The 19,484-nt window shown below is 38.6% G+C and carries 20 protein-coding genes and 1 riboswitch; of the genes, 7 read left to right on the top strand and 13 right to left on the bottom strand.

Features of this window, described 5'->3' with window-relative positions; genetic code table 11:
* The first annotated feature begins 150 nt into the window (after window positions 1-150).
* Complete coding sequence (gene rpoN / locus M3225_RS14070; RefSeq protein WP_251394728.1) at window positions 151-1,485, top strand: RNA polymerase factor sigma-54; 1,335 nt, start codon at window positions 151-153, stop codon at window positions 1,483-1,485.
* Window positions 1,486-1,543: 58 nt separating this feature from the next.
* Here the strand turns inward: rpoN and M3225_RS14065 are convergent, their stop codons facing one another.
* The 3 genes from M3225_RS14065 to M3225_RS14055 all read right to left on the bottom strand — a co-directional run bounded on the left by M3225_RS14065 (window position 1,544) and on the right by M3225_RS14055 (window position 5,504).
* Entirely contained in the window at window positions 1,544-2,395 is an 852-nt protein-coding gene (locus M3225_RS14065) for a class I SAM-dependent methyltransferase (protein WP_251394726.1), read from the bottom strand.
* A gap of 97 nt (window positions 2,396-2,492) precedes the next feature.
* On the bottom strand, window positions 2,493-4,826 hold the full coding sequence (locus M3225_RS14060; RefSeq protein ID WP_251394724.1) for a YhgE/Pip domain-containing protein: 2,334 nt from the start codon (window positions 4,824-4,826) through the stop codon (window positions 2,493-2,495).
* A gap of 192 nt (window positions 4,827-5,018) precedes the next feature.
* On the bottom strand, window positions 5,019-5,504 hold the full coding sequence (locus M3225_RS14055; protein WP_251394722.1) for a GNAT family N-acetyltransferase: 486 nt from the start codon (window positions 5,502-5,504) through the stop codon (window positions 5,019-5,021).
* A gap of 175 nt (window positions 5,505-5,679) precedes the next feature.
* Here M3225_RS14055 and M3225_RS14050 point away from each other — a divergent pair, with 175 nt between their 5' ends.
* From M3225_RS14050 to M3225_RS14040, 3 genes are read left to right on the top strand one after another with little or no spacing between them, the layout of a single operon-like run.
* Entirely contained in the window at window positions 5,680-5,910 is a 231-nt protein-coding gene (locus tag M3225_RS14050; protein WP_013055605.1) for a FeoA family protein, read from the top strand.
* On the top strand, window positions 5,907-7,877 hold the full coding sequence (gene feoB, locus M3225_RS14045; protein WP_251394720.1) for a ferrous iron transport protein B: 1,971 nt from the start codon (window positions 5,907-5,909) through the stop codon (window positions 7,875-7,877). Before M3225_RS14050 ends, feoB begins: the two co-directional genes overlap by 4 nt.
* A 15-nt stretch (window positions 7,878-7,892) precedes the next feature.
* A complete protein-coding gene (locus M3225_RS14040) occupies window positions 7,893-8,078 on the top strand; it encodes a FeoB-associated Cys-rich membrane protein (protein WP_014461400.1) in 186 nt (61 codons plus the stop codon).
* Between the two features lie 43 nt (window positions 8,079-8,121).
* Here the strand turns inward: M3225_RS14040 and M3225_RS14035 are convergent, their stop codons facing one another.
* Together M3225_RS14035 and M3225_RS14030 are read right to left on the bottom strand one after the other, a co-directional pair.
* A complete protein-coding gene (locus M3225_RS14035) occupies window positions 8,122-8,445 on the bottom strand; it encodes a DUF3243 domain-containing protein (protein WP_251394718.1) in 324 nt (107 codons plus the stop codon).
* A 16-nt stretch (window positions 8,446-8,461) separates the two neighbouring features.
* Window positions 8,462-9,043, bottom strand: coding sequence for a hypothetical protein (locus M3225_RS14030; RefSeq protein WP_251394716.1), 582 nt, complete (start codon window positions 9,041-9,043; stop codon window positions 8,462-8,464).
* 271 nt (window positions 9,044-9,314) lie between these two features.
* On the opposite strand from M3225_RS14030, the gene M3225_RS14025 reads away from it, so the two are divergent.
* From M3225_RS14025 to hxlB, 3 genes are all read left to right on the top strand, one after another.
* Complete coding sequence (locus M3225_RS14025) at window positions 9,315-9,680, top strand: winged helix-turn-helix transcriptional regulator (protein ID WP_251394714.1); 366 nt, start codon at window positions 9,315-9,317, stop codon at window positions 9,678-9,680.
* A gap of 268 nt (window positions 9,681-9,948) precedes the next feature.
* Window positions 9,949-10,578, top strand: coding sequence for a 3-hexulose-6-phosphate synthase (gene hxlA, locus M3225_RS14020; protein WP_251394712.1), 630 nt, complete (start codon window positions 9,949-9,951; stop codon window positions 10,576-10,578).
* Window positions 10,579-10,588: 10 nt separating this feature from the next.
* Window positions 10,589-11,146 (top strand): 6-phospho-3-hexuloisomerase, encoded by a 558-nt coding sequence (gene hxlB / locus M3225_RS14015; protein WP_251394710.1) that lies wholly within the window; start codon window positions 10,589-10,591, stop codon window positions 11,144-11,146.
* Window positions 11,147-11,322: 176 nt separating this feature from the next.
* Here the strand turns inward: hxlB and M3225_RS14010 are convergent, their stop codons facing one another.
* The 8 genes from M3225_RS14010 to M3225_RS13975 all read right to left on the bottom strand — a co-directional run bounded on the left by M3225_RS14010 (window position 11,323) and on the right by M3225_RS13975 (window position 19,477).
* Entirely contained in the window at window positions 11,323-12,333 is a 1,011-nt protein-coding gene (locus tag M3225_RS14010; RefSeq protein ID WP_251394708.1) for an ABC transporter substrate-binding protein, read from the bottom strand.
* Window positions 12,330-13,073 carry an ABC transporter permease gene (locus M3225_RS14005; protein WP_251394706.1) on the bottom strand — a complete coding sequence of 248 codons (744 nt, stop codon included), beginning with the start codon at window positions 13,071-13,073 and terminating at the stop codon, window positions 12,330-12,332. The genes M3225_RS14010 and M3225_RS14005 overlap by 4 nt, the downstream gene beginning before the upstream one ends.
* Entirely contained in the window at window positions 13,070-13,834 is a 765-nt protein-coding gene (locus M3225_RS14000; RefSeq protein ID WP_251394704.1) for an ABC transporter ATP-binding protein, read from the bottom strand. Before M3225_RS14000 ends, M3225_RS14005 begins: the two co-directional genes overlap by 4 nt.
* Entirely contained in the window at window positions 13,827-14,498 is a 672-nt protein-coding gene (gene tenA, locus M3225_RS13995) for a thiaminase II (RefSeq protein WP_251394702.1), read from the bottom strand. Before tenA ends, M3225_RS14000 begins: the two co-directional genes overlap by 8 nt.
* Before the next feature lie 5 nt (window positions 14,499-14,503).
* Window positions 14,504-15,781 carry an acetylornithine deacetylase gene (locus tag M3225_RS13990; protein WP_251394700.1) on the bottom strand — a complete coding sequence of 426 codons (1,278 nt, stop codon included), beginning with the start codon at window positions 15,779-15,781 and terminating at the stop codon, window positions 14,504-14,506.
* Between the two features lie 114 nt (window positions 15,782-15,895).
* Window positions 15,896-15,998, bottom strand: a riboswitch (TPP riboswitch).
* Between the two features lie 176 nt (window positions 15,999-16,174).
* Window positions 16,175-17,473, bottom strand: coding sequence for an MFS transporter (locus M3225_RS13985; protein ID WP_251394698.1), 1,299 nt, complete (start codon window positions 17,471-17,473; stop codon window positions 16,175-16,177).
* A gap of 110 nt (window positions 17,474-17,583) precedes the next feature.
* Window positions 17,584-18,483, bottom strand: a complete 900-nt coding sequence (locus M3225_RS13980; RefSeq protein ID WP_251394696.1) for a dihydrodipicolinate synthase family protein — start codon at window positions 18,481-18,483, stop codon at window positions 17,584-17,586.
* 133 nt (window positions 18,484-18,616) lie between these two features.
* On the bottom strand, window positions 18,617-19,477 hold the full coding sequence (locus tag M3225_RS13975) for a LacI family DNA-binding transcriptional regulator (RefSeq protein ID WP_251394694.1): 861 nt from the start codon (window positions 19,475-19,477) through the stop codon (window positions 18,617-18,619).
* Window positions 19,478-19,484: the final 7 nt, after the last annotated feature.

Here is a 19,484-nt window from a genome sequence, read left to right as displayed (position 1 = left end):
ATCTATTCTCCTACTCTTTCTTGCGATCCGCCCCTGTGTAAGAACATCTGACAACACTATAGAATTCTTTCGCATTTTCAGATATGATGATGTCGAACGATGCAGCCAGAATTGTCGAAATAGAACTCAAGAATGATAGGTGATTCAATGATGCAATTAGGTTTAGATTTATCCCAAAAACAACTATTAAAATTGGCCATGACACCTGAATTACGTCAGTCTATCAACATTTTAAATTATTCTACGGCCGATTTAGTTCATTATCTTCATCAGCAAGTCAATGAAAATCCTGTAATTAAACTGTCTGCTGGCGACTCTCAGCAAAAAGATTCATTTGACACTCGAGAACAGCGTTCATATTCAAAAGGTCATGCCGATGACGAGTATAATCCGTTTAATTATATATCTGATCAAACTGTGACATTAGAGAGTCATTTATTAGAGCAGCTTTCTATGCTAAATCATTTACACTCACAGCAAAAACACATCGTTCAATTTCTAATTGGAAACTTAAATAAAAACGGCTTTTTAGCAATTGAGCCAAAGTTGGCAGCCGAACTGCTGAACGTTTCAATTGACGAAGTCAACGATATGATCCACGTTTTACAAAGCTTTGATCCGATTGGAGTGGGCGCTCAAGACTTTGTCGATTCACTGCTTATTCAAATTAAGACAAAAAAGTCAAAGCCGCCTTTTTTATACGATGTGGTAAAACACGATATTGAAGATATTGCCAACAAAAAATATCGGAACATTTCAAAAAAATACTCTATTTCGATGCGTGAAGTACAAGAAATTGTGGACTGCCTCCGGACATTAAATCCTCGTCCAGCAGGAGATTTTCACCTCCCGCTTACGAAGTACATTTCACCTGATGTAACGGTACAGAAAATTGATGGCCGCTATCATGTCATTCTTCATAGCGAGTTGCTTCCGCCCCTCGAAATTAACAGCACCTACCAAAAGCTAGTTCATCACTCCGCATGCGTAACGACCGATCGATACGTACAGGAAAAGATGCATGAAGCTACTTGGCTAATCAATAGTATTGAGCAGCGTAATGCAACGATTTACAACGTGTCTAAAGCCATTGTGGAACATCAGCAGGATTTTTTCGAAGTAGGTATCTCGGGGCTAAAGCCGCTTACCTTAAAAGATATTGCTCAAAAAGTAGATTGTCATGAATCAACGGTAAGCCGTGCGACTAACGGAAAGTATATTCAAACGCCACGCGGGTTGTTTGAGTTAAAATACTTTTTCACCAATTCTTTAGAGCGAACTGATGGCGAACAAAGCAATTCTACTGCCTTTATAAAAGAAAAAATTAAAACATTAATTGCCGAAGAAGATAAATTGAAACCTCTTTCAGATCAAAAGCTCATGTCGCTTCTTTCAAACGAAGGAATTCAAATTTCAAGAAGAACAGTGGCTAAATACCGCGAAGAAGCAGGAATTGAAAGTTCTTCTAAGCGGCGACGATTTTAATATTACTTATTCTAAACCACAGCTTTATCACTACTAAAAAGAACCCGTTGATTTTTACTCAACGGGTTCTTTTTATCGGTTTCCAATAAATAAAAGCCATATGATACTGATACGTATATTCATATGTACCATTCACTTTCTTTACATGCTGTAAAATAATCTTCTCAGTTTCTAGCCTGTCAATATCTTTGGAAAGAACCTTTGTCGAGTTCTTCTTGATAAGATCTTCATAAGTATCATACGTTACCGTTTTGGTTACAGGAATCAGCTTGCAATCTGCATAAATGCCCAGTTCATATAAAATATTTAATAAGTCAATATATTCCTTACGACGCCATTTAATCTCGTACCCAAGTTTTCTATGTAACTCTACGTAATGAGGCTTTTCTGGACCTGTTGTCATGCCAATAACAGCCAAGCGATTAGCCGAATCATTCATATTTAGAAGACCATCGACAATATTATGCATACGGTAAAAGCAGTTTATTCCTACTACTGCATCATAGTTATCCATTAGACGCTCGTACTCCCATTTCCCTTCTATGAACTTTAAATTAGAGCGAGCCCCCGATTGTTTTTGTAAGTAGCGAATGATGCTTGGTGAACAATCCATACACGTAAGTTCTTCTACATAATCAGCAATCGAAAACGTATAATTTCCCCAACCAGGGCCAATTTCCATAACAGAGTCACTTGAATTTAAAAAAGCAAGAAGTTCTTGTTGAAGCTGTTTTACTACAGGATCATTTTCTGAATTAAAAGACATTTTTTCTAAATACTGCTGCCAAAATTCATCTTCAGCTCGGTCATTTATCATCCGTTCCGATATTGAACCATCCCACTCTTTCAGCCCTTCCTGCCACTTTTTCACACGATCACTTTCATATACCGAAAATTTTGTAAGCTGCATGCATTCACTTTCCCCTCTTTTATACGTAAACCTATACTATCATAAAGAAAAAGAGAGTTCCTTTTTAAACTGGAACTCTCTTTTTATATTAACTAAATTATGCTGCTGCCTCTTCCTCTGTATGATGCTTCTCTTTTCTTGCATTGATATAAAACATTATCAATGAAAGAGTGATGAAGATTGCTGCAAAGATTCCAAGTACGCCAGCTTGATGCCATACATAGCCGAAATCATCACCAATTGAAATAATTTCACGGAAACCGCGAATTGCATAGGTCATAGGCAAGTATGGATTGATTGCCTGGAAGAATTCCGGCACAAGTGCTTTAGGGAATGTACCTGCACTGCCGCCAATTTGAAGCAGCAGAATAATAAAGGCTAAATACTGCCCTACTTTTCCTAACGCTGTTGTTAAGAATAAGATAAGTGTAAAGAACGTTACACCTGTAATCATGGTAAAGATATAGAAGTGCCAAATGCTTGTTACGTTTAAATGCAAGCCCCATAGAAGAGCTGTAACAGCAATCGCTGCCTGTAGCATACCTACAATAGTGATAACACTAAACTTACTTAAGAACCACGAAATGCCTGATGTTGGTCGAATTGATGGCTCTTTCATTGGGTATACCGCTGAAAACATTAACGTTCCCGCAAACAAGCCAATACATAAGATGTATGGAGCTAATCCGACACCGTACTTATCTACGTTGTTTTGTTTATCTGATTTTAAATCGGTTGGATTTGAAAACATGCTATATGTTTTATCATCCGCTTTAACATCTTTCGCATCTTTTGCACCATCTGCTAAAGATGAATGAAGCTCACTTGTTCCATCTGATAATTTAGATGAACCATCATATAGTTTGGACGAACCATTTGTTAACTCTTTAGAACCATTTGCTAATTTGGTTGCCCCGTTTTCTAGCTGTGTTAAACCATTTGCTAGCGCTGCGCTTCCTTGTTCAGACTTTTTAAGTCCATCCACAATTTGCTGCTGCCCGTTAGCAAGCTTTCCAGCTCCTGTATGAGCGTTAGCAATACCGCTGTTTAGTTCTGCAAATTTGCTGTTGAACTGCTTTTCTCCGTCCGCTAATTTAACAGCACCGTTGTATACTTTCGTTTGTCCATCGTACAGCTGACTTTGCCCGTCAGCAATTTTATTAATTGCGCTTTGAATATCTTCTCCGCCTTTAGACAGCTTTTGAAGCGCCGCAGATAACTCTTGCACTTTATCTACTTTTGCTTTTAACTGCTCTGCTTTTTGCTGCTGTTCATCCATAAACTGCTGAGACGTTAGCTTTTTAATTCCTGCAATCAACGTTTGTTTTTGCTCATCAGGAATAGACTCATTGCTGTTAATGCTGTCAATTAGAGCTTGCTGCTGCTGTTCAAACTCTGCTTTTTTTGAATCTACCTGCTGTTTAATCTGCGTAATTTCCTGTTCCGCTTGATTAATTTGCTGGGTAACGCTGCTCACTTCAGCATCTACTTGATTTAAACCGCTTGTGAACTGCGGAAGCTTTCCTTGAAGTGTATGCGTTCCATCATTAAGTTGTTTGGTTGCACTTTGTAACTTTGACAATCCATCTCGAACACCAACAGCTCCAGTTTCTAATTGACTAGAAGCGCTATATAATTGACTGCTTCCACTCTCTAACTTCCCTAAACCGCTGTTTAGGCTACCTAAGTTTTCATTAATTGTGTCCGCACCGTTCAGTAGCTTAGCTGCACCAGCGTTTAAATCTGTTGCTCCTTTTCGTGCATCCGTTAACCCGCTTGCTAATTTAGCTGTACCGTCTTCAAACGTGACCGTGCTGTCTGCTAATTTCTTCATGTTATCTCGCAGCGTTTTTGAGCCGTTTTCTAACTCTCCGGCACCGTCACTTGCTTTTTGAAGACCGTCCGCTACTTGCTTAAAACTGTCAAATACCGTTTCAGCATACTGCTTTGTGACCGCTTCTTTAATCTGATCATTGATTTTAGCTACTGCATTTGAGCTAATTTGAGCGCCTGAATAGTTCTTTCCGGCATTTGTGTGATAGATGAATTTCATTTTTTTAGGATTTTTATCCATTAATGTTGTTGCATTTTTGGAGAAATTCTTTGGGATTTCTAAAACTAAATAATAGTCCTCGTTCTTTAAGCCATCTAACGCTTTTTCTTTGCTCGTAAATTTCCAATCAAATTTATCGTTTTTCTTTAAATCATCAACAAAATCACGACCGACATTCAATTTCTTTCCATCTAACGTAGCACCTTTATCTTCATTTACCACTGCAACTGGAATTTGATCTGTTTTTCCATATGGATCCCAGTAAGCAGATAAAAAGATGACATTATAAAGTAATGGAACAAATAACAATCCGCAAATCACGACAATAGTCATTGGTTTGGAAAAGATTTTTTTCCATTCTCCTTTAATCATATTCATGTTTTTTAGCCTCCAATAATCCTTACTTCTGTCTGACTGTTTGACCGAAAAACACTTTCGGTCATTAAGTTCTGATTAATGTTACCATATTCACAAGAATAAGGTCAATCGTTATTCTGTAATTAAAAGCTGATTTTAGCAGAAAGTTTAAAATCAGCTTTTTTAAGAGAAGGTTCATACTAAACACTAGGCTTAAATCATTAACTTCATCCGCATCGTTTTTAATAAATGCCCCTCAAATTCATCATCAAATTCATCCACGAGCTGAAAACCTTTTGATTGATAAAATGCACGGCCTATTCTGTTTTCCCTTTCTACGTTAATGTAAACGATTTTTAATTCCTTCGAGCGTTTCATTCCTTTTTCCAGCAATTGTGAGCCAATTCCTTTTCCTTGATAAGCAGGCAATATATAGATAGATCCTAGTTCTATCTCCCCTCTGTTTCGCAGTGAAAAAAAGTTAGCGTATCCTACAATTTTCTCATCAATAGTTGCTACATAAATGAACGAATTGTGCAAGCGCCACAGCAGCCTTTTATTTGAGTATGCTTCTGAAAGAAACCGATTCTGAACGCTTCGAGGAATAATTCCTTCATATGTATCATACCAGCTCATCTTTGCGACATATTGAACAGACGTAATATCTTCTTTTCTCATTTTGCGAACGATTACATCCACTCACATCCCCCCTGACAATTTGCTGCTAAAATCGTACATAATTTCACCTAAAAAATATAGTTATAAATATATATTTTTAATTGTAACGCTCTAGAAGCATTGATTGATTTTAGAACCTTATGTATAATCGAGATAGATACAAATTGAAAATGATTATCATTAACAGGAGTGCTGAATGATGAATTTAACTACCGTGAGTATTGGCGACAAAGTAAAAGTTAAAAACATTGAATTTTTAGATAGATCATTAGAACGCCGCCTTCTTTCTTTTGGGGTAAAAAAAGGATGCGAACTATGCATGAAACAAAAAACCATCTTAGGAGGACCTTGTATTATTGAATGTCAAGGTCAAATGATTAGTATCCGAAAACGCGATGCAGCTAAAATTGAGGTTGAGACAGCATGAGTACAATTGCACTTTTAGGAAATCCAAACACAGGAAAAACTTCTTTATTCAATATATTAACAGATTCCTATGAATACGTAGGAAACTGGAGCGGTGTAACCGTTGAAAAGAAAGTTGGGTCTATTAAAAAACAAAACAGCCAGCTGGTTGATTTGCCAGGTGTGTATGACTTTACTCCTCTTTCTTCAGATGAAGCAGTCGTTACTAACTTTTTGTTAACCGGAGAATTTAACAGTATGCTGAATATTGTAGACGCTTCTCAGTTTGAAAGAAGTATGCATCTCACTATTCAAGCTTTGGAATATGGAAAGCCATTAGTAATCGGCTTAAATATGATTGATGTAGCGGAAAAACGCGGACTGACTTTTAATTTGGAGAAGCTTAGCAACTCATTACATATTCCGGTTTCTGCAATTATTGCCCGCAATGGAAAAGGAATTAATGAGCTTCTCTCCACTTTGAAGCAAGATTTAAAAGCTCCGTTGTTTCAATTGAATTACGGAGAAACTGCTGAACAAGCAATCAATATCATTCAAACAAAAGCGGATGTCAGCAGATGGATTGCGATTCAATTTTTAGCTGAAAACAGCGTAATAGAATCAACTTTAAAAGAAAAAACGAGTTACTCAGAGCTGCTTGAGCTTCGAAAAGCGACTGCCGAAAAATTAAACAAGCCGCTTAGTGAGCATTTCTTCGACGTGCGTACAGCATTTATTGACCGCATTTCCAAAGAGTGTATCATAAAGGGCAGCGAAACACCTTTAACCTTCACTGATCGACTTGATCGAATCGTGACGCATAAGTGGCTCGGTCTCCCTATTTTTCTTGGCTTAATGTATTTGATTTTTAATATTACGTTTACTTGGATTGGCGTTCCGCTTTCTGATAAACTCGACGGTTTTTTTGGCGGAACGCTTAGTGAAGGCGCTGATTCTCTTTTAAATGCAGCTGGTGCCGCTCCATTTATTCATGATTTAATTGTAGACGGCATCATTGCAGGCGTAGGCGGCGTATTAGTATTTGTACCACAAATTTTCGTCCTGTTCTTTTTCATTTCACTGCTTGAAGATTCAGGATACATGGCTCGAATCGCTGTGGTAATGGATCGTATCATGGAATTTTTCGGCTTAAACGGTAAAGCCTTTATTCCGATGATTATTAGCTTTGGATGTAACGTACCGGGGATTATGGCCGCGCGTACAATTGAACAGCGAAAAGAGCGTCTTATGACCATTTTAGTGAATCCATTTATGAGCTGCTCAGCACGTCTTCCTGTATACGCTTTGTTTGTAGGTGCGTTTTTTGTGCACAATGGAGCAGCTGTGGTATTTTCTATGTACTTGCTTGGCATTATTTTAGCACTTGTTGTAACGAAGATTTTATCAGTAACGCTTCTTAAAGACGAACAATCAACCTTTATTGTTGAACTTCCTCCTTACCGCGTACCTCAGGCCAAAACTCTTTGGAGAAGCACGTGGGAAAAAGGACGAAATTTTGTTCGAAAAGCAGGTACGGTGATTTTAGCTGGTTCTGTATTTATCTGGCTATCATCTTACGCCGGCCCTGGCGGCTTTGGAGTAGATATGGAAAATAGCTTTATGGCTATTATTGGAGGTGCTATTGCTCCTCTATTTATCCCTCTAGGTTTTGCAACGTGGCAAGCTGTAGCATCACTTATCACAGGCTTCCTAGCGAAAGAAGTGGTTGTTTCGACTATGAGCATCATTTATAAAGTACAAGAAGGACAGCTTGGAGACACAATGAAGACATTCTTTACACCGCTAACAGCCTATACGTTTATGGTGTTTGTTCTTCTTTACGTTCCGTGTCTAGCAACCGTCGCTGTTATTCGTCGAGAAACCGGCTCATTAAAATGGACGGCATTTGCCGTTGCCTACCCTTTAGTTGTCGCTTATCTCGTAGCTTTGCTTGTACACACTATCGGAAAAGTACTTGGTTTTTCTTAAAAGGAGTGAATAACAGTGATTATTAACATTTTAATTGGGGTTTTAATATTTGGATATGCTCTTTATCATATGACAAAATTCTTCCGCAAGAGCACTCAGGGAAAATGCGCAAGCTGCGGACAGCAATCTTCTTGTACGACGGATGATTGCGGTATTGATTGGGATAAAACGATTCAAGAAGCTCAAAATCAATCATCTTAATACATTAAAAAAGCATCCTGATAGATGGGATGCTTTTTTAATGTTACGCAACTAGTTTTAAAATGAGATGAGAAAGGACTTCCCTTTCCTCTTCACTGCTGACTTTCCATAATTCATGAAGGACTTTTTCTTCTCGGTTTCGAGGCTCCTCATTTTTGGCTAAATAGCTAGCCACTTTTTTTGTAGCGGCTGCTAGTTGTTCCTCATTTAACCCGAGCTTTTTACCGACATGGACTTTTTGACTTAAATAATCAGTAAACGTATCAAAATTCTGCAAAATTGCTTCTTTTTTCTCCGTCCCTAAATTATCTACCGTTTCTTCAATTTTATTCATGTCTTTTGTAGTTCCTTCATTCATTTGACTCACAGTTAACATCTCCTTTTTAGTGAATAGATTGGTATGTTCTTTCACGCTCAGCTTCTGGTTTTTCGTCTGGCGTCATCTTTTCCTTACTTATTTCAGAAGTTGCATCTTTCACCTTTTCACCAATTTGCTGTAAATCACTTTTAGCATCTTCTACCGTCGATTTTGCATCATGCGTAACGCTTTTCACATCTTCTGCTTGCTTAAAGAAATCTTCATTTACACGCTCGTACAAATGTTTGGCATCATTAATTGCATCTTTCAAAAGATTCGATGCGTTTTTCATTTGTTGCACCATTTTTTCTTTTGTTTCTTGAGGGTTCTCTTTTACTTGATTAATCATGTTTGCAGAAGAGTCCTTTAATGTAACGGCTCTTCTTTTAACAGATGAGCGAGTTTTATTATCAAGTAGTGTTATACATCCACCCACAACTGCTCCGACAACAACACCTTTTACCAGCTTGCTGCTGCAGCTTTTTCCATTGCTAACAGCAGTAGTGCTATTAGCTGTCTGTGGATTGTTATTGATTCCTACGTCGTTGTTAATGCCTGCGCTGTTACTTAAAGCAGGGTTTTGTAATTCAGATCGGCTCTTTTCCATTTTCACTGCCTCCTTTAGCATTGTTATTGAGTGATTTCCCATCTTTTTTTATATTTAAACAATTGAACTCCTTAAAAATAAAAAACATGACTAAAGGCCACCTTTTACATCTCACTAGTAAAGAATAACTATATAGTAAGAATAGTAAGAAAAGCTGAACTTTGTTAATAGAAAGATACAAGCCGGATTTTTGTAAAAGGATTGTCAGCACCGGTATAATAAGAAGTACTTTAAAAGAAATTTTATACTATTGGTCATAGGGGTGAAGCAATTGAGCCAGCTTAATAAGGAATTTAACTGTGAGAAAGAATTAACGCTTGCTATTATCAGTGGAAAATGGAAGATGCTGATACTATGGCACTTAGGACGTGAAGGAACAAAACGGTTTGGAGAATTAAAATCGCTTATTCCTGATATTACGCCGCGCATGCTGGTTAACCAGCTGCGGGAACTGGAAGAAGATCTAATTGTTAACCGTAAAGTTTATCCTGTCGTACCACCTAAAGTGGAATACTCACTTACAAAAGAAGGAGAAAGTTTAATGCCTATTTTGACAGCCATGTACGATTGGGGTAAAAATTACCGTGATACAGTGCTGATTAATCAAGAACAAAAGGCGGAAACGTTAATTAAATGATGGAAACTACTCCTTCTATTCCATAGTTTTTATTTTTTTACGCGGATGATGTTACTCAATATCATCCGCATTTTTAATGAAAATTAAGCGGTTACAAGACTGATATGTCCATTAGTATACTTCTGTATACTATCATTTCCCACACTATTTGTGGGAAAAGTGCGTACTTTTAAGAACCTCAAACTGCGAGTACAATAACTACACCAGCTGCTTTTTATGTAAAAAAGCACAAAAGGTATTTATAGATTCCTGTAAGGAGTGGAGTAGAATGGAACTACAATTAGCATTAGATCTTGTTAATATCTCTCAAGCAAAAGAGGTAGTAAAAGAAGTTGAAGAACATATTGATATCGTGGAAATCGGTACACCTGTTGTAATCAATGAAGGTCTTCGCGCCGTTAAAGAAATTAAAGAAGCATTTCCTAATTTAAAAGTATTAGCTGACCTAAAAATCATGGATGCAGCTGGTTATGAAGTACAGCAAGCTTCTCAAGCCGGGGCAGACATCATTACCATCTTAGGTGTTGCTGAAGATATGTCAATCAAAGGTGCAGTTGAAGAAGCCAAAAAACAAGGTAAAAAAATTCTAGTCGATATGATTGGTGTAAAAGATATTAAAGCGCGCGCAAAAGAGCTAGACGAATTTGGCGTTGATTATATCTGTGTACACACAGGATACGATCTTCAAGCGATTGGCCAAAACTCTTTTGAAGATTTAGTAACAATCAAAAGCGTTGTAAAAAATGCAAAAACAGCCGTTGCTGGCGGCATTAAATTAGAGTCTTTACCTGAAGTAGTAAAAGCACAGCCTGATCTTGTTATCGTTGGCGGTGGCATCACGAGCCAAGACGATAAAAAATCAGTTGCTTCTCAAATGAAAGAGCTTATTACAAATTAAGGAGCTTTCTATGCAGACGAGCGAACATTTAAAAACGGTTATGAATGAGCTTTTACAAACAACTGCTCTAATCGCTGACGATGAAGCTGAACAGCTTGTAAATGGCATCATCTTATCTAAAAAGGTGTTTGTCACAGGAGCCGGCCGTTCAGGCCTTATGGGCAAATCGTTTGCTATGCGTATGATGCATATGGGTATTGATGCTTATGTAATTGGAGAAACCGTAACTTCCACATTCACACAAGATGATTTATTAATCATCGGATCAGGTTCTGGCGAAACGAAAAGCTTGATTCCTATAGCTCAAAAAGCAAAAGAACTTGGAGGAAAAGTTGGAGTAGTTACAATTTCCCCGGCTTCCACGCTTGGCAAACTGGCTGACTTTATCGTGAAGCTGCCTGGTGCTCCGAAGGATCAAGAACAAAGCAGTTATCAAACAGTTCAGCCTATGGCGTCACTGTTTGAACAAACGCTTCTTCTCTTTTACGATGCGCTTATTCTTCGCTTCATGGAGAAGAAAGAACTTGATACTTATACGATGTACGGAAAGCACGCAAATTTAGAATAAAAAAAGGTCTTGCCTAGGCAAGACCTTTTTTGTTTTGAAACCTTCTATATAACGAAATATCCACTTATCTCATATAGAAACTAAATTTACTTTATCGTTAACCTTGTTTCTTCAACATCCCTATTCAAATTTTGTTGCATCTCCATAAAACGGCTGCTCTGCAACTTTTAAATTTTTTACTTGGATTCCCCAATATTCTCAAACATCTCGTCTACATTCGGCTTTTTCTTAATTAACCCTGACTCTTTTAACCAATCCACATTTGACTGCCATGATTCTTTCGTTTGGCTGCCGAAACCTTGTTCAGACTTCATTTTTGGAAGTAAGATATTCAAACTTTTTGTTTCCACATCTTTTTCAAGCGGGAAGTTTGATTTATCTTGATTATCTAACAAAATTTGAAGTGATTCCTTTGGATGTTTCTCGGTGTATTCATACCCTTTTGTCGCTGCACGCCAAAATGCTTTAATCGTATCAGAATCTTTCGCCCATGTTTGATCCCCTGTAACTGCCACTAGCTCATAATAAGATGGTACGCCGTAATCTGAAGGATCAATGTCAACCGTTTTGTATCCCTTTTTATGAAGCAATGGTACCTCGTGGTTAATATACGCACCTATTACAGCATCTACTTTTTTGCTAATCAGCGATGAATTTAACTCAAACCCTACGTCTACTAGTTTTACTTTATTCGGATCTCCTCCATCGCTTTTCACCATTTTCTTTAGAACAGATTCGCTTAATGGTGTTCCGCTGTAGCCTACTACTTTTCCTTCTAAATCTTTAGGACGTTTAATACCGCTATCTTTCAGCGCTACAACTCGGTTTAGCGGAGACCTTACAATCGCTCCTACCGACTTTACCGGCACATCTTCATTTGCTCGTGCCATTGCTACATCAGGCTGATAGTAAAGGCCGAGCGTGACTTTCCCCGCAGCTGCTAAATTAAGTGAGTCTGTTGGATTAGCAGGAAACTGTACTTTTACATTCAGTCCTTCTTTTTTAAAATATCCTTTTTCTTGTGCAGCGTAAATGAAGCTGTGCACTGCATTTGGGTACCAATCAAGCATAATTGTAACGTCTTTTAATTTTTTACTTTCACCAGCTTTATTTTCCTTGTTCTGACCGCAAGCAGCGAGCATCAAAACAAGCAGCAAGCTTAAGCCAATCGCAAACCATTTTTTCATTCTGTTTTCCTCCACTTTAATGAACGTTTTTCGAAACCTACTACAATAATAAAGAATAAAATACCAAGCGCGGATAAAATCACAATTGGTGCAAATACACCAGCTGCATCAAACTGTGTCATCATGCGACGACTGAAATATCCTAAACCCGCTTGTGCACCTAGCCATTCCCCAATGGCAGCACCTATTATACTAAAGGTAACCGCTACTTTGAGCCCTGAATAAAAATGAGGCAGTGCAGAAGGAATGTTCAACTTAAAGAAAATATCTTTTTTTGTTGCTCCCATCGTTAACATGAGTTCTTTTAACTCTTTGTTGCTGGAACGAAGCCCATCAAACGTGCCAACAGTAATGGGAAAAAACGTAATTAATACGGTCACAATCACTTTGCTCCAAATTGAGTAGCCAAACCACAGAACAAATACAGGAGCAATGGCAATGGTCGGGATCATTTGCGACGCAATAATAAGCGGATAGAAAGCACGCTCAATAAGCGGACTCCAATTCATCCACACAGCCAGCAGAACCCCTAGTACAACGGATATAACCAGCCCAATTAGGATAATAGATAACGTAGCTGGTAAATGCTTAAACAATAAATCCATTCGCAAATCCCAAAGCTTCGTTAAAATACCACTGGGCGTTGGTAAAATAAACGGATAGTTTACAATGCGTGCTCCAATTTCCCAAGCAGCCAGCAAAATGACTACTAAAATCACTGAAGCCCCGTACTTTTTCATGTGTTCACCTTCGATCTTAGCTGTTCAATTAAATAATCTTTCACATCAAGCACACGCTGTTGATTCAAATCTTTTTGCGTTCGAGGCCTGCTAAGCGGCACTTGAATTTCTTCAAGGTGACTTACCGGCTTGTCTGAAAAGATAAAAATACGATCTGATAAAAAAAGCGCTTCGTTTACGTCATGAGTGATAAATAAGATGGTGTGCTTACGCTTTTGCCATTGTTCAAGCAGCCATTCCTGCATCGACAAACGCGTAATGGCATCAAGCGCACTGAAAGGCTCATCTAAAAGCAGCACGTTAGAACCGCTTAATACCGTTCTTAGAAAGGAAACACGCTGCTTCATTCCTCCGGATAAATCACTGGGAAAACGGTTTTCATATCCTTTTAACCCAAACTCTTCGAGCAGCTGAGATACTTGCCTATGAGCACTTGCTTTTGACACATTGTGAAGCTCAAGCGGCAGCGCTGCATTGTCTAGAATTGTACGCCACGGAAGGAGCAAATCTTGCTGCGGCATGTAGCCTACTTTTCCAAGACGCTTTTCATAAGACTGTCCGTTAATAACTATATCGCCTTCACTTTGCTGTTCAAGACCTGTAATGAGGCGAAACAACGTACTTTTTCCCGAGCCGCTTGCTCCAACGATACTGACAAACTCGCCTTCTTTCACGTCTAAGTTTAATGATTTTAAAATCGGTTGGTCACCGTTTTTGTAGGTAAAACTGACGTTTTGGAAAGATAACACAGACTTATTCATGGATCGGCCACATCGCTTCGTTATAAGCCATATCCCAGAACATATACTCAAAACGCGTCGTATTTAAGAAAGTTTCTTCGAGTTTTTCTAATTCAGCTTCTGATTTGTCTTCAGTAAGTGAGTCAAATAAGTTAATACACCATGTCGCCAGTGCGCCAAATTCTTCTGAGCTGTACATCTCAATCCACTCACGGTAAAATTCATTGTTAGCTCCAGACTTTTCACTGAGCTCTTTTCCTATTTCCCAGTAGCTCCACATACAAGGTAAAAGAGCCGCCACTAATTCAGCTAACGTTCCGCTTTGACCAACGTGCAGCATATAGTGTGTGTATGCCAATGTTGTAGGAGATGGCTGCGCTTTTTCTAATTCTTTTTCGCTGATTTCAAATTTCTTGGCATACTCACGGTGCAAGCTCATTTCTTCATTTAATGTAGAATCTAAAAGTGTAGCAAATTCCCCCATCGTTTGGACATCGGTAGCCTTCATGGCTCCAATCGCAAATAACTTGGCATAATCAATTAGGTAAAGATAATCTTGAATCATATAAAAGCGAAACTTCTCCTTTTCAAGCGTTCCATCTCCCATCCCCTGTACGAAGGGATGATTATGATTTTGACGCCAAATAGGCTGAAGCTTTTCGTATAATCGTTCACTAAATTTCATGATGATCACTCCTTATGCGTATGCAGCCACGTATAAATGAACTGCACCATCACTTTTGTATATTGAACAAGCTGATTCACATCTAATTGTTCGTTCACAGCATGTGCATTCGCTAAATTTCCCGGACCGTAAATAGCTGCCGGAATACCGGCATCGGCTAGCCAACCGCCGTCTGTTACGCTAGTTGACACATCAATTGGAGGCTTTTTTCCTTCAATTTGTTCATGAGTATTTGCAAGCAGCTGCACTCCTGCATGACCTTCATCAATTTCTAATGACGGAAAGATTTCTCCTCTGTCTTCAATCATCGATGTGCCTCCCCATTCAAAGGTTGGCAGATTATCTTTTAACCATGGATCTGCTTTTGCAATAGCTAAAATGTATTCTTCCACTTCTCTTGATACTTGGTCGTACGATTCATTAGGATAATAGTGAACGGTGATCCACAGCCTGCATTCATCTGCAATAAAAGCAGCATGCCTTCCCCCTTCAATTACCGCTGGATTAATCGTATTTGTCCCTGGCAAAAATCCTGGATAGCTCTTTGTAATAGCCCAGTGACGTTCTAATTCTTGCAGCCCTCCGATAACTTTTGCCATCTTTTCGATAGCGCTCGCAGCTAACAGTCCTCCTCCAGCATGAATCATACTTCGGCGTGTACCGTCATGATAAGTTTTGCTGCTTTTTATGGTAATCCATCCCGTGATAACTCCGCCTTGACCTTGAATATGTAAATCACTCGTATCCGCTACGAGCGCAAAGTCAGCTGTATATCCTTTCTGACAGCATTGCAGCGTACCTGCTTCTCCCACTTCTTCTCCTACAACAGATTCAAAAATTAAGTCTCCCGGAAGCTCAATTCCTGCTTCTGTTAAAAGCTGGACTGCAAATAACGCTCCTGCCAAGCCGCCTTTCATATCCGCAACTCCGCGTCCGATTATCGTATTGCCTTTCACGACAGCTTCAAACGGATCTGTCTCCCACTTTTCATTTTCTTGTACCTCAGCAACATCCATATGCCCGTTAATAATCAAGCTTTGGTAGTCTGCTGATTTTTTTCCTTTTAACGTCCCCACTACGATAGGATCGTTGGAATATAAGTCCCACATATCGATGGAAAACCCGCAGTTTTTAAGAAAATCCGCTACGTATAGCTGCGCTTCATGAGAATTTCGTGCAGGAGGCGCCGGCGTTTTATATGAAACAAGCGTTGTTAATAACCGGATTAGCTCCTCTTTGCGCTCCTCTACCTGTTTGACAAGCAAATCAATTGTTTCTTCCATGTATGACACCTTCCTTTACGCATAAAAAAACACTTCTTTCGCAGGAAAGAAGTGTTTTTGTGTATATAAACAAAATTATTATAACGAGTTCGTAAGGGAATCCCATACAAAACATTCATTACAATACCTCTTTCCTACGCTAGTATTACCTAGTTCAGGTTATAAGGGTTAAGACTTCTCGTCTCTCTCAGCTTCGAAAGCACCCCTAGTGGTGTTGTATCTTTATGAAATTAATCTATTATCATATGTTTACCTTTAATAGTTTTATCATAGTAAAGCGTTTTATTCAATAGAAAGGTTTATGATCTAGCAATGAAAATAGTTTCCTTTTTAGTAAAATAAAAAGCACAAACCTTTTTCAAGTAGTGTGCGCTCTTTACTTTTATAAGATTACTAGTTAGCTATCGGCTTCTTTAAAAATACGCCATAACTAATAGCGCCAATTAAAAGCAGTCCTGCGCCTAATAGGAACACCACTGTAAAAGTTCCGGTTGCATCTAATATAAATCCCGTTACAATAGGGGCCATTGCTGCTCCTAGAAACCCTCCGAAATTTTGAATAGCGCCGAGTGAAGCAACTTGTTCCCTTGGTGCAACATCCGCCGCTAGGGTCCAAATTACGCCTGATGGCAACTGTGATGCGAAGTAGCCAATGGATAATAAGACAATACTCAAGGCTGCGTTATCAATAAAAGGAACGGGTGCCACCGATGCTGCCGCCAAGATCGCCCCGCCTACAATTGGAATTTTTCTTGCTGTTACTGCATGAACTCCTTTTCGAATAAAACGATCTGAAATTGCACCGCCGAGCAACACTCCTATAATTCCAGCTAGAAACGGAATAGCAGCAATCCACCCCGTTTGTTTTAGACTGAAACCGCGCTCTGTTTCTAAGTAGCTCGGAAGCCAAGTTAAATAAACCCATATTGTAAACATAATTCCGAAATTCCCGATAATCATAAACCACGTGCTTTTATATTTAAAAAGCTGTGACCATTTTGCTTGTGAGGTATGACTGCTTTTTATTTCTTCTTTAGGGACAGCTTTCACTTTATTGGCAACATAATCCGGATCCCGATATATCTTTAGCCAAACAAACATCACAATAAAGCCGGCTGCTCCTATAACAACAAACATTCCTCTCCAGCTCATCGTTAAAAGTAATACCGTTAACAACGGCGGAGCAATCGCATTAGCAATTTGAGACCCTGTATTAATAATAGAAGTAGGAAGGCCACGCTCTTCTTTTGAAAACCATCTTTCCGTCACTTTAATTCCGGATGTGAAAAAAGGAGATTCCGATACACCTAGAAGCATTCTCATGGCATAAAGAGCGGAGTACGTGTTAGTAAAAGCACTTGCTACCGTTGCTACAGACCATAGGCCAGATGCCCATGCAAACATTTTTTTTGGCCCGTATTTATCAACCAACCAGCCGGCAGGTAGATTTGCTAAAGCATATGGCCATAGAAAAGCTGAAAGTAAAAGACCCATTTGTGTAGAGGACAGCCCAAACTCTTTAGCAATAGTGGTATTAGCGATACTTAAATTGGATCGGTCTAAATAGTTAACAACTGCTCCAATTAACAATACAGTAATGAGCCACCAGCGTATATTCGTCTTTTTTACATCTTTTTTTACAAGACCCAAATCTTTGTTAACGCTTTCATTTGTTTTAGATGTAACCGCCATAGAACATTCCTCCATAACTTTAATAGTTATAGTGAATGAGCTGCCTGCTTATAATCAAACAGCCCTATTCACTAGAATTGCATGAGTTTATTCAGAACATGAACCATTTATTAAACACTGCTTTTTGGATGAATGCTATTTAGTTTATCATCTAATTCTTTGACTTCTTCTTCTGTTAAATCTATTTGAGGAGATCTCATGCCACCAACGTTAATACCTCTTAATTTTAATGCTTCTTTAAAATAAGACATGTTGCTTCCGTTTAAAAGAGCTTCACAATATTGTATAGCAACTTTTTGCATCTTTCTTGCCTTTTCTAAATCATTAGCTTTAAATGCATTATAAGTCTCTACAAACGGCTCGGGATAAACGCCGGATACACCGGATACAACTCCTTCACACCCCATAGCCAGAGCCGCTAAAAATAAACGATCGGTTCCTGGAAGAACAGAGAAGTTTCCATCGTTAATATTTAAATAATCATTTACTCGTAAATAGTCAGGATAACTATATTTAATACCAATTACATTCTTGCATGCCTCTGCTACTTTTTGCGCTACCTCTGCAGTTAAATCATTGCTTGAAGACTGAGGAATATTATATAAATACATGGGGAAATCATTTGGAACACTGTGTGCTACTTTTGTAAAATACGTTTCTAGCTCATTGTCGTTTGCTCCAAAGAACATAGGCGTAACCACTCCGATACCGTCGGCTCCAATTTCACAGGCATGTTTTGCGAGCTCAATTGTATCTTCTTCATTCATAGCCCCTACGTGTATGAATACGGTTACACGATTAGCCGCTTGTTTCACTACTGTTTCTGCTATTTCCTTTCTTTCTTTTACAGACAGACGTAGCATCTCTCCCGTTGTACCAAGCGGATACAAGCAGTGCACTCCTTTTGAAATTAAAAACTCTGTTAAATTTACTACTTTCTCTAAATCTACTTCACCCGTTTTAGCAAACGGTGTAACCATTGCTGTTGTAACCCCGTATAAATGTTTCATTTCCTTCTCCCCTTTGTTAGTAGTGAATTCATCTATATTTAGTAAAACGTTTTACTAATAAAAAAATAAAAAGCTTGCTCTTATTTTCTAAATCGGTCTCTTTAAAAAGAGACCTTATAAATGACATTGCTTTTTATTTAATTCTCGTTGTATTGCGGTGAATAATTTCCAAATCAAATATCTGTTGGTCCACATCCCCATATGGATCAGAAATAGTTTTAACTAAAAGCTCCCCTGCACAATAAGCCATTTTCTCTACCGGCAAATTGACAGTAGAAAGTTTCGGATTAGTAAATTTTGAGAACTCTTGGTTATCAAATCCCATCACTTCACAATCAGCTGGTACAGAGATGCCGTAGTCATTAAGAGCAGAAAGAGCTCCTAACGCAACGTGGTCACTCAAACAAATCACAGCGGTTGGAACTTGTCCTTGTTCAATAAGCTGTTTGATGCTGTCATAGCCACCTTGTTCTGTATATGAACAGTAATGGTGACAATACGTAACATCAGTCTGTTCAATTCTATCTGTCATACCTTTTACTCCTGCTTCTAAAGCCTGTGACGACACATCTGGAACTAAAATACTAATATGCTGGTGATTATTATGAATAAAATGATCTGCTACCGCTTGACCAGCTTCATAATTTTTGGATTGTATAACAGAGTATATAGGTGAGACCCGATTAAATAAAATAATCGGAACACCAGGTTTAGATCTTTGAATATAAGCCTCATCAGCTGCCGTTGTATTAGCAATAATCGCCCCGTTAAAGTATGAAGATGTTTGAAGACCTTTTACAGAGGAAATACCTTCTTCATTTTGAAACGTTTCGACTAATAATTTAATAGTAGGGCCGTTTTTTAATGAAGCTATGTAGCTTTGAATACCTGTGAGAATACGTCCCACTAACGAGACGCGCGTATCAATTGGCCAAATAAGAGCAATTGTTAGCTGCGCTGATTTGTCTTGTCCACGCAAGTTACGTGCAGACATATTGGGG

The sequence above is a fragment of the Priestia aryabhattai genome (assembly GCF_023715685.1).
GTDB classification, from domain to species: Bacteria; Bacillota; Bacilli; order Bacillales; family Bacillaceae_H; genus Priestia; species Priestia aryabhattai_B.
This window is presented reverse-complemented; position numbering and strand designations above follow the sequence as displayed.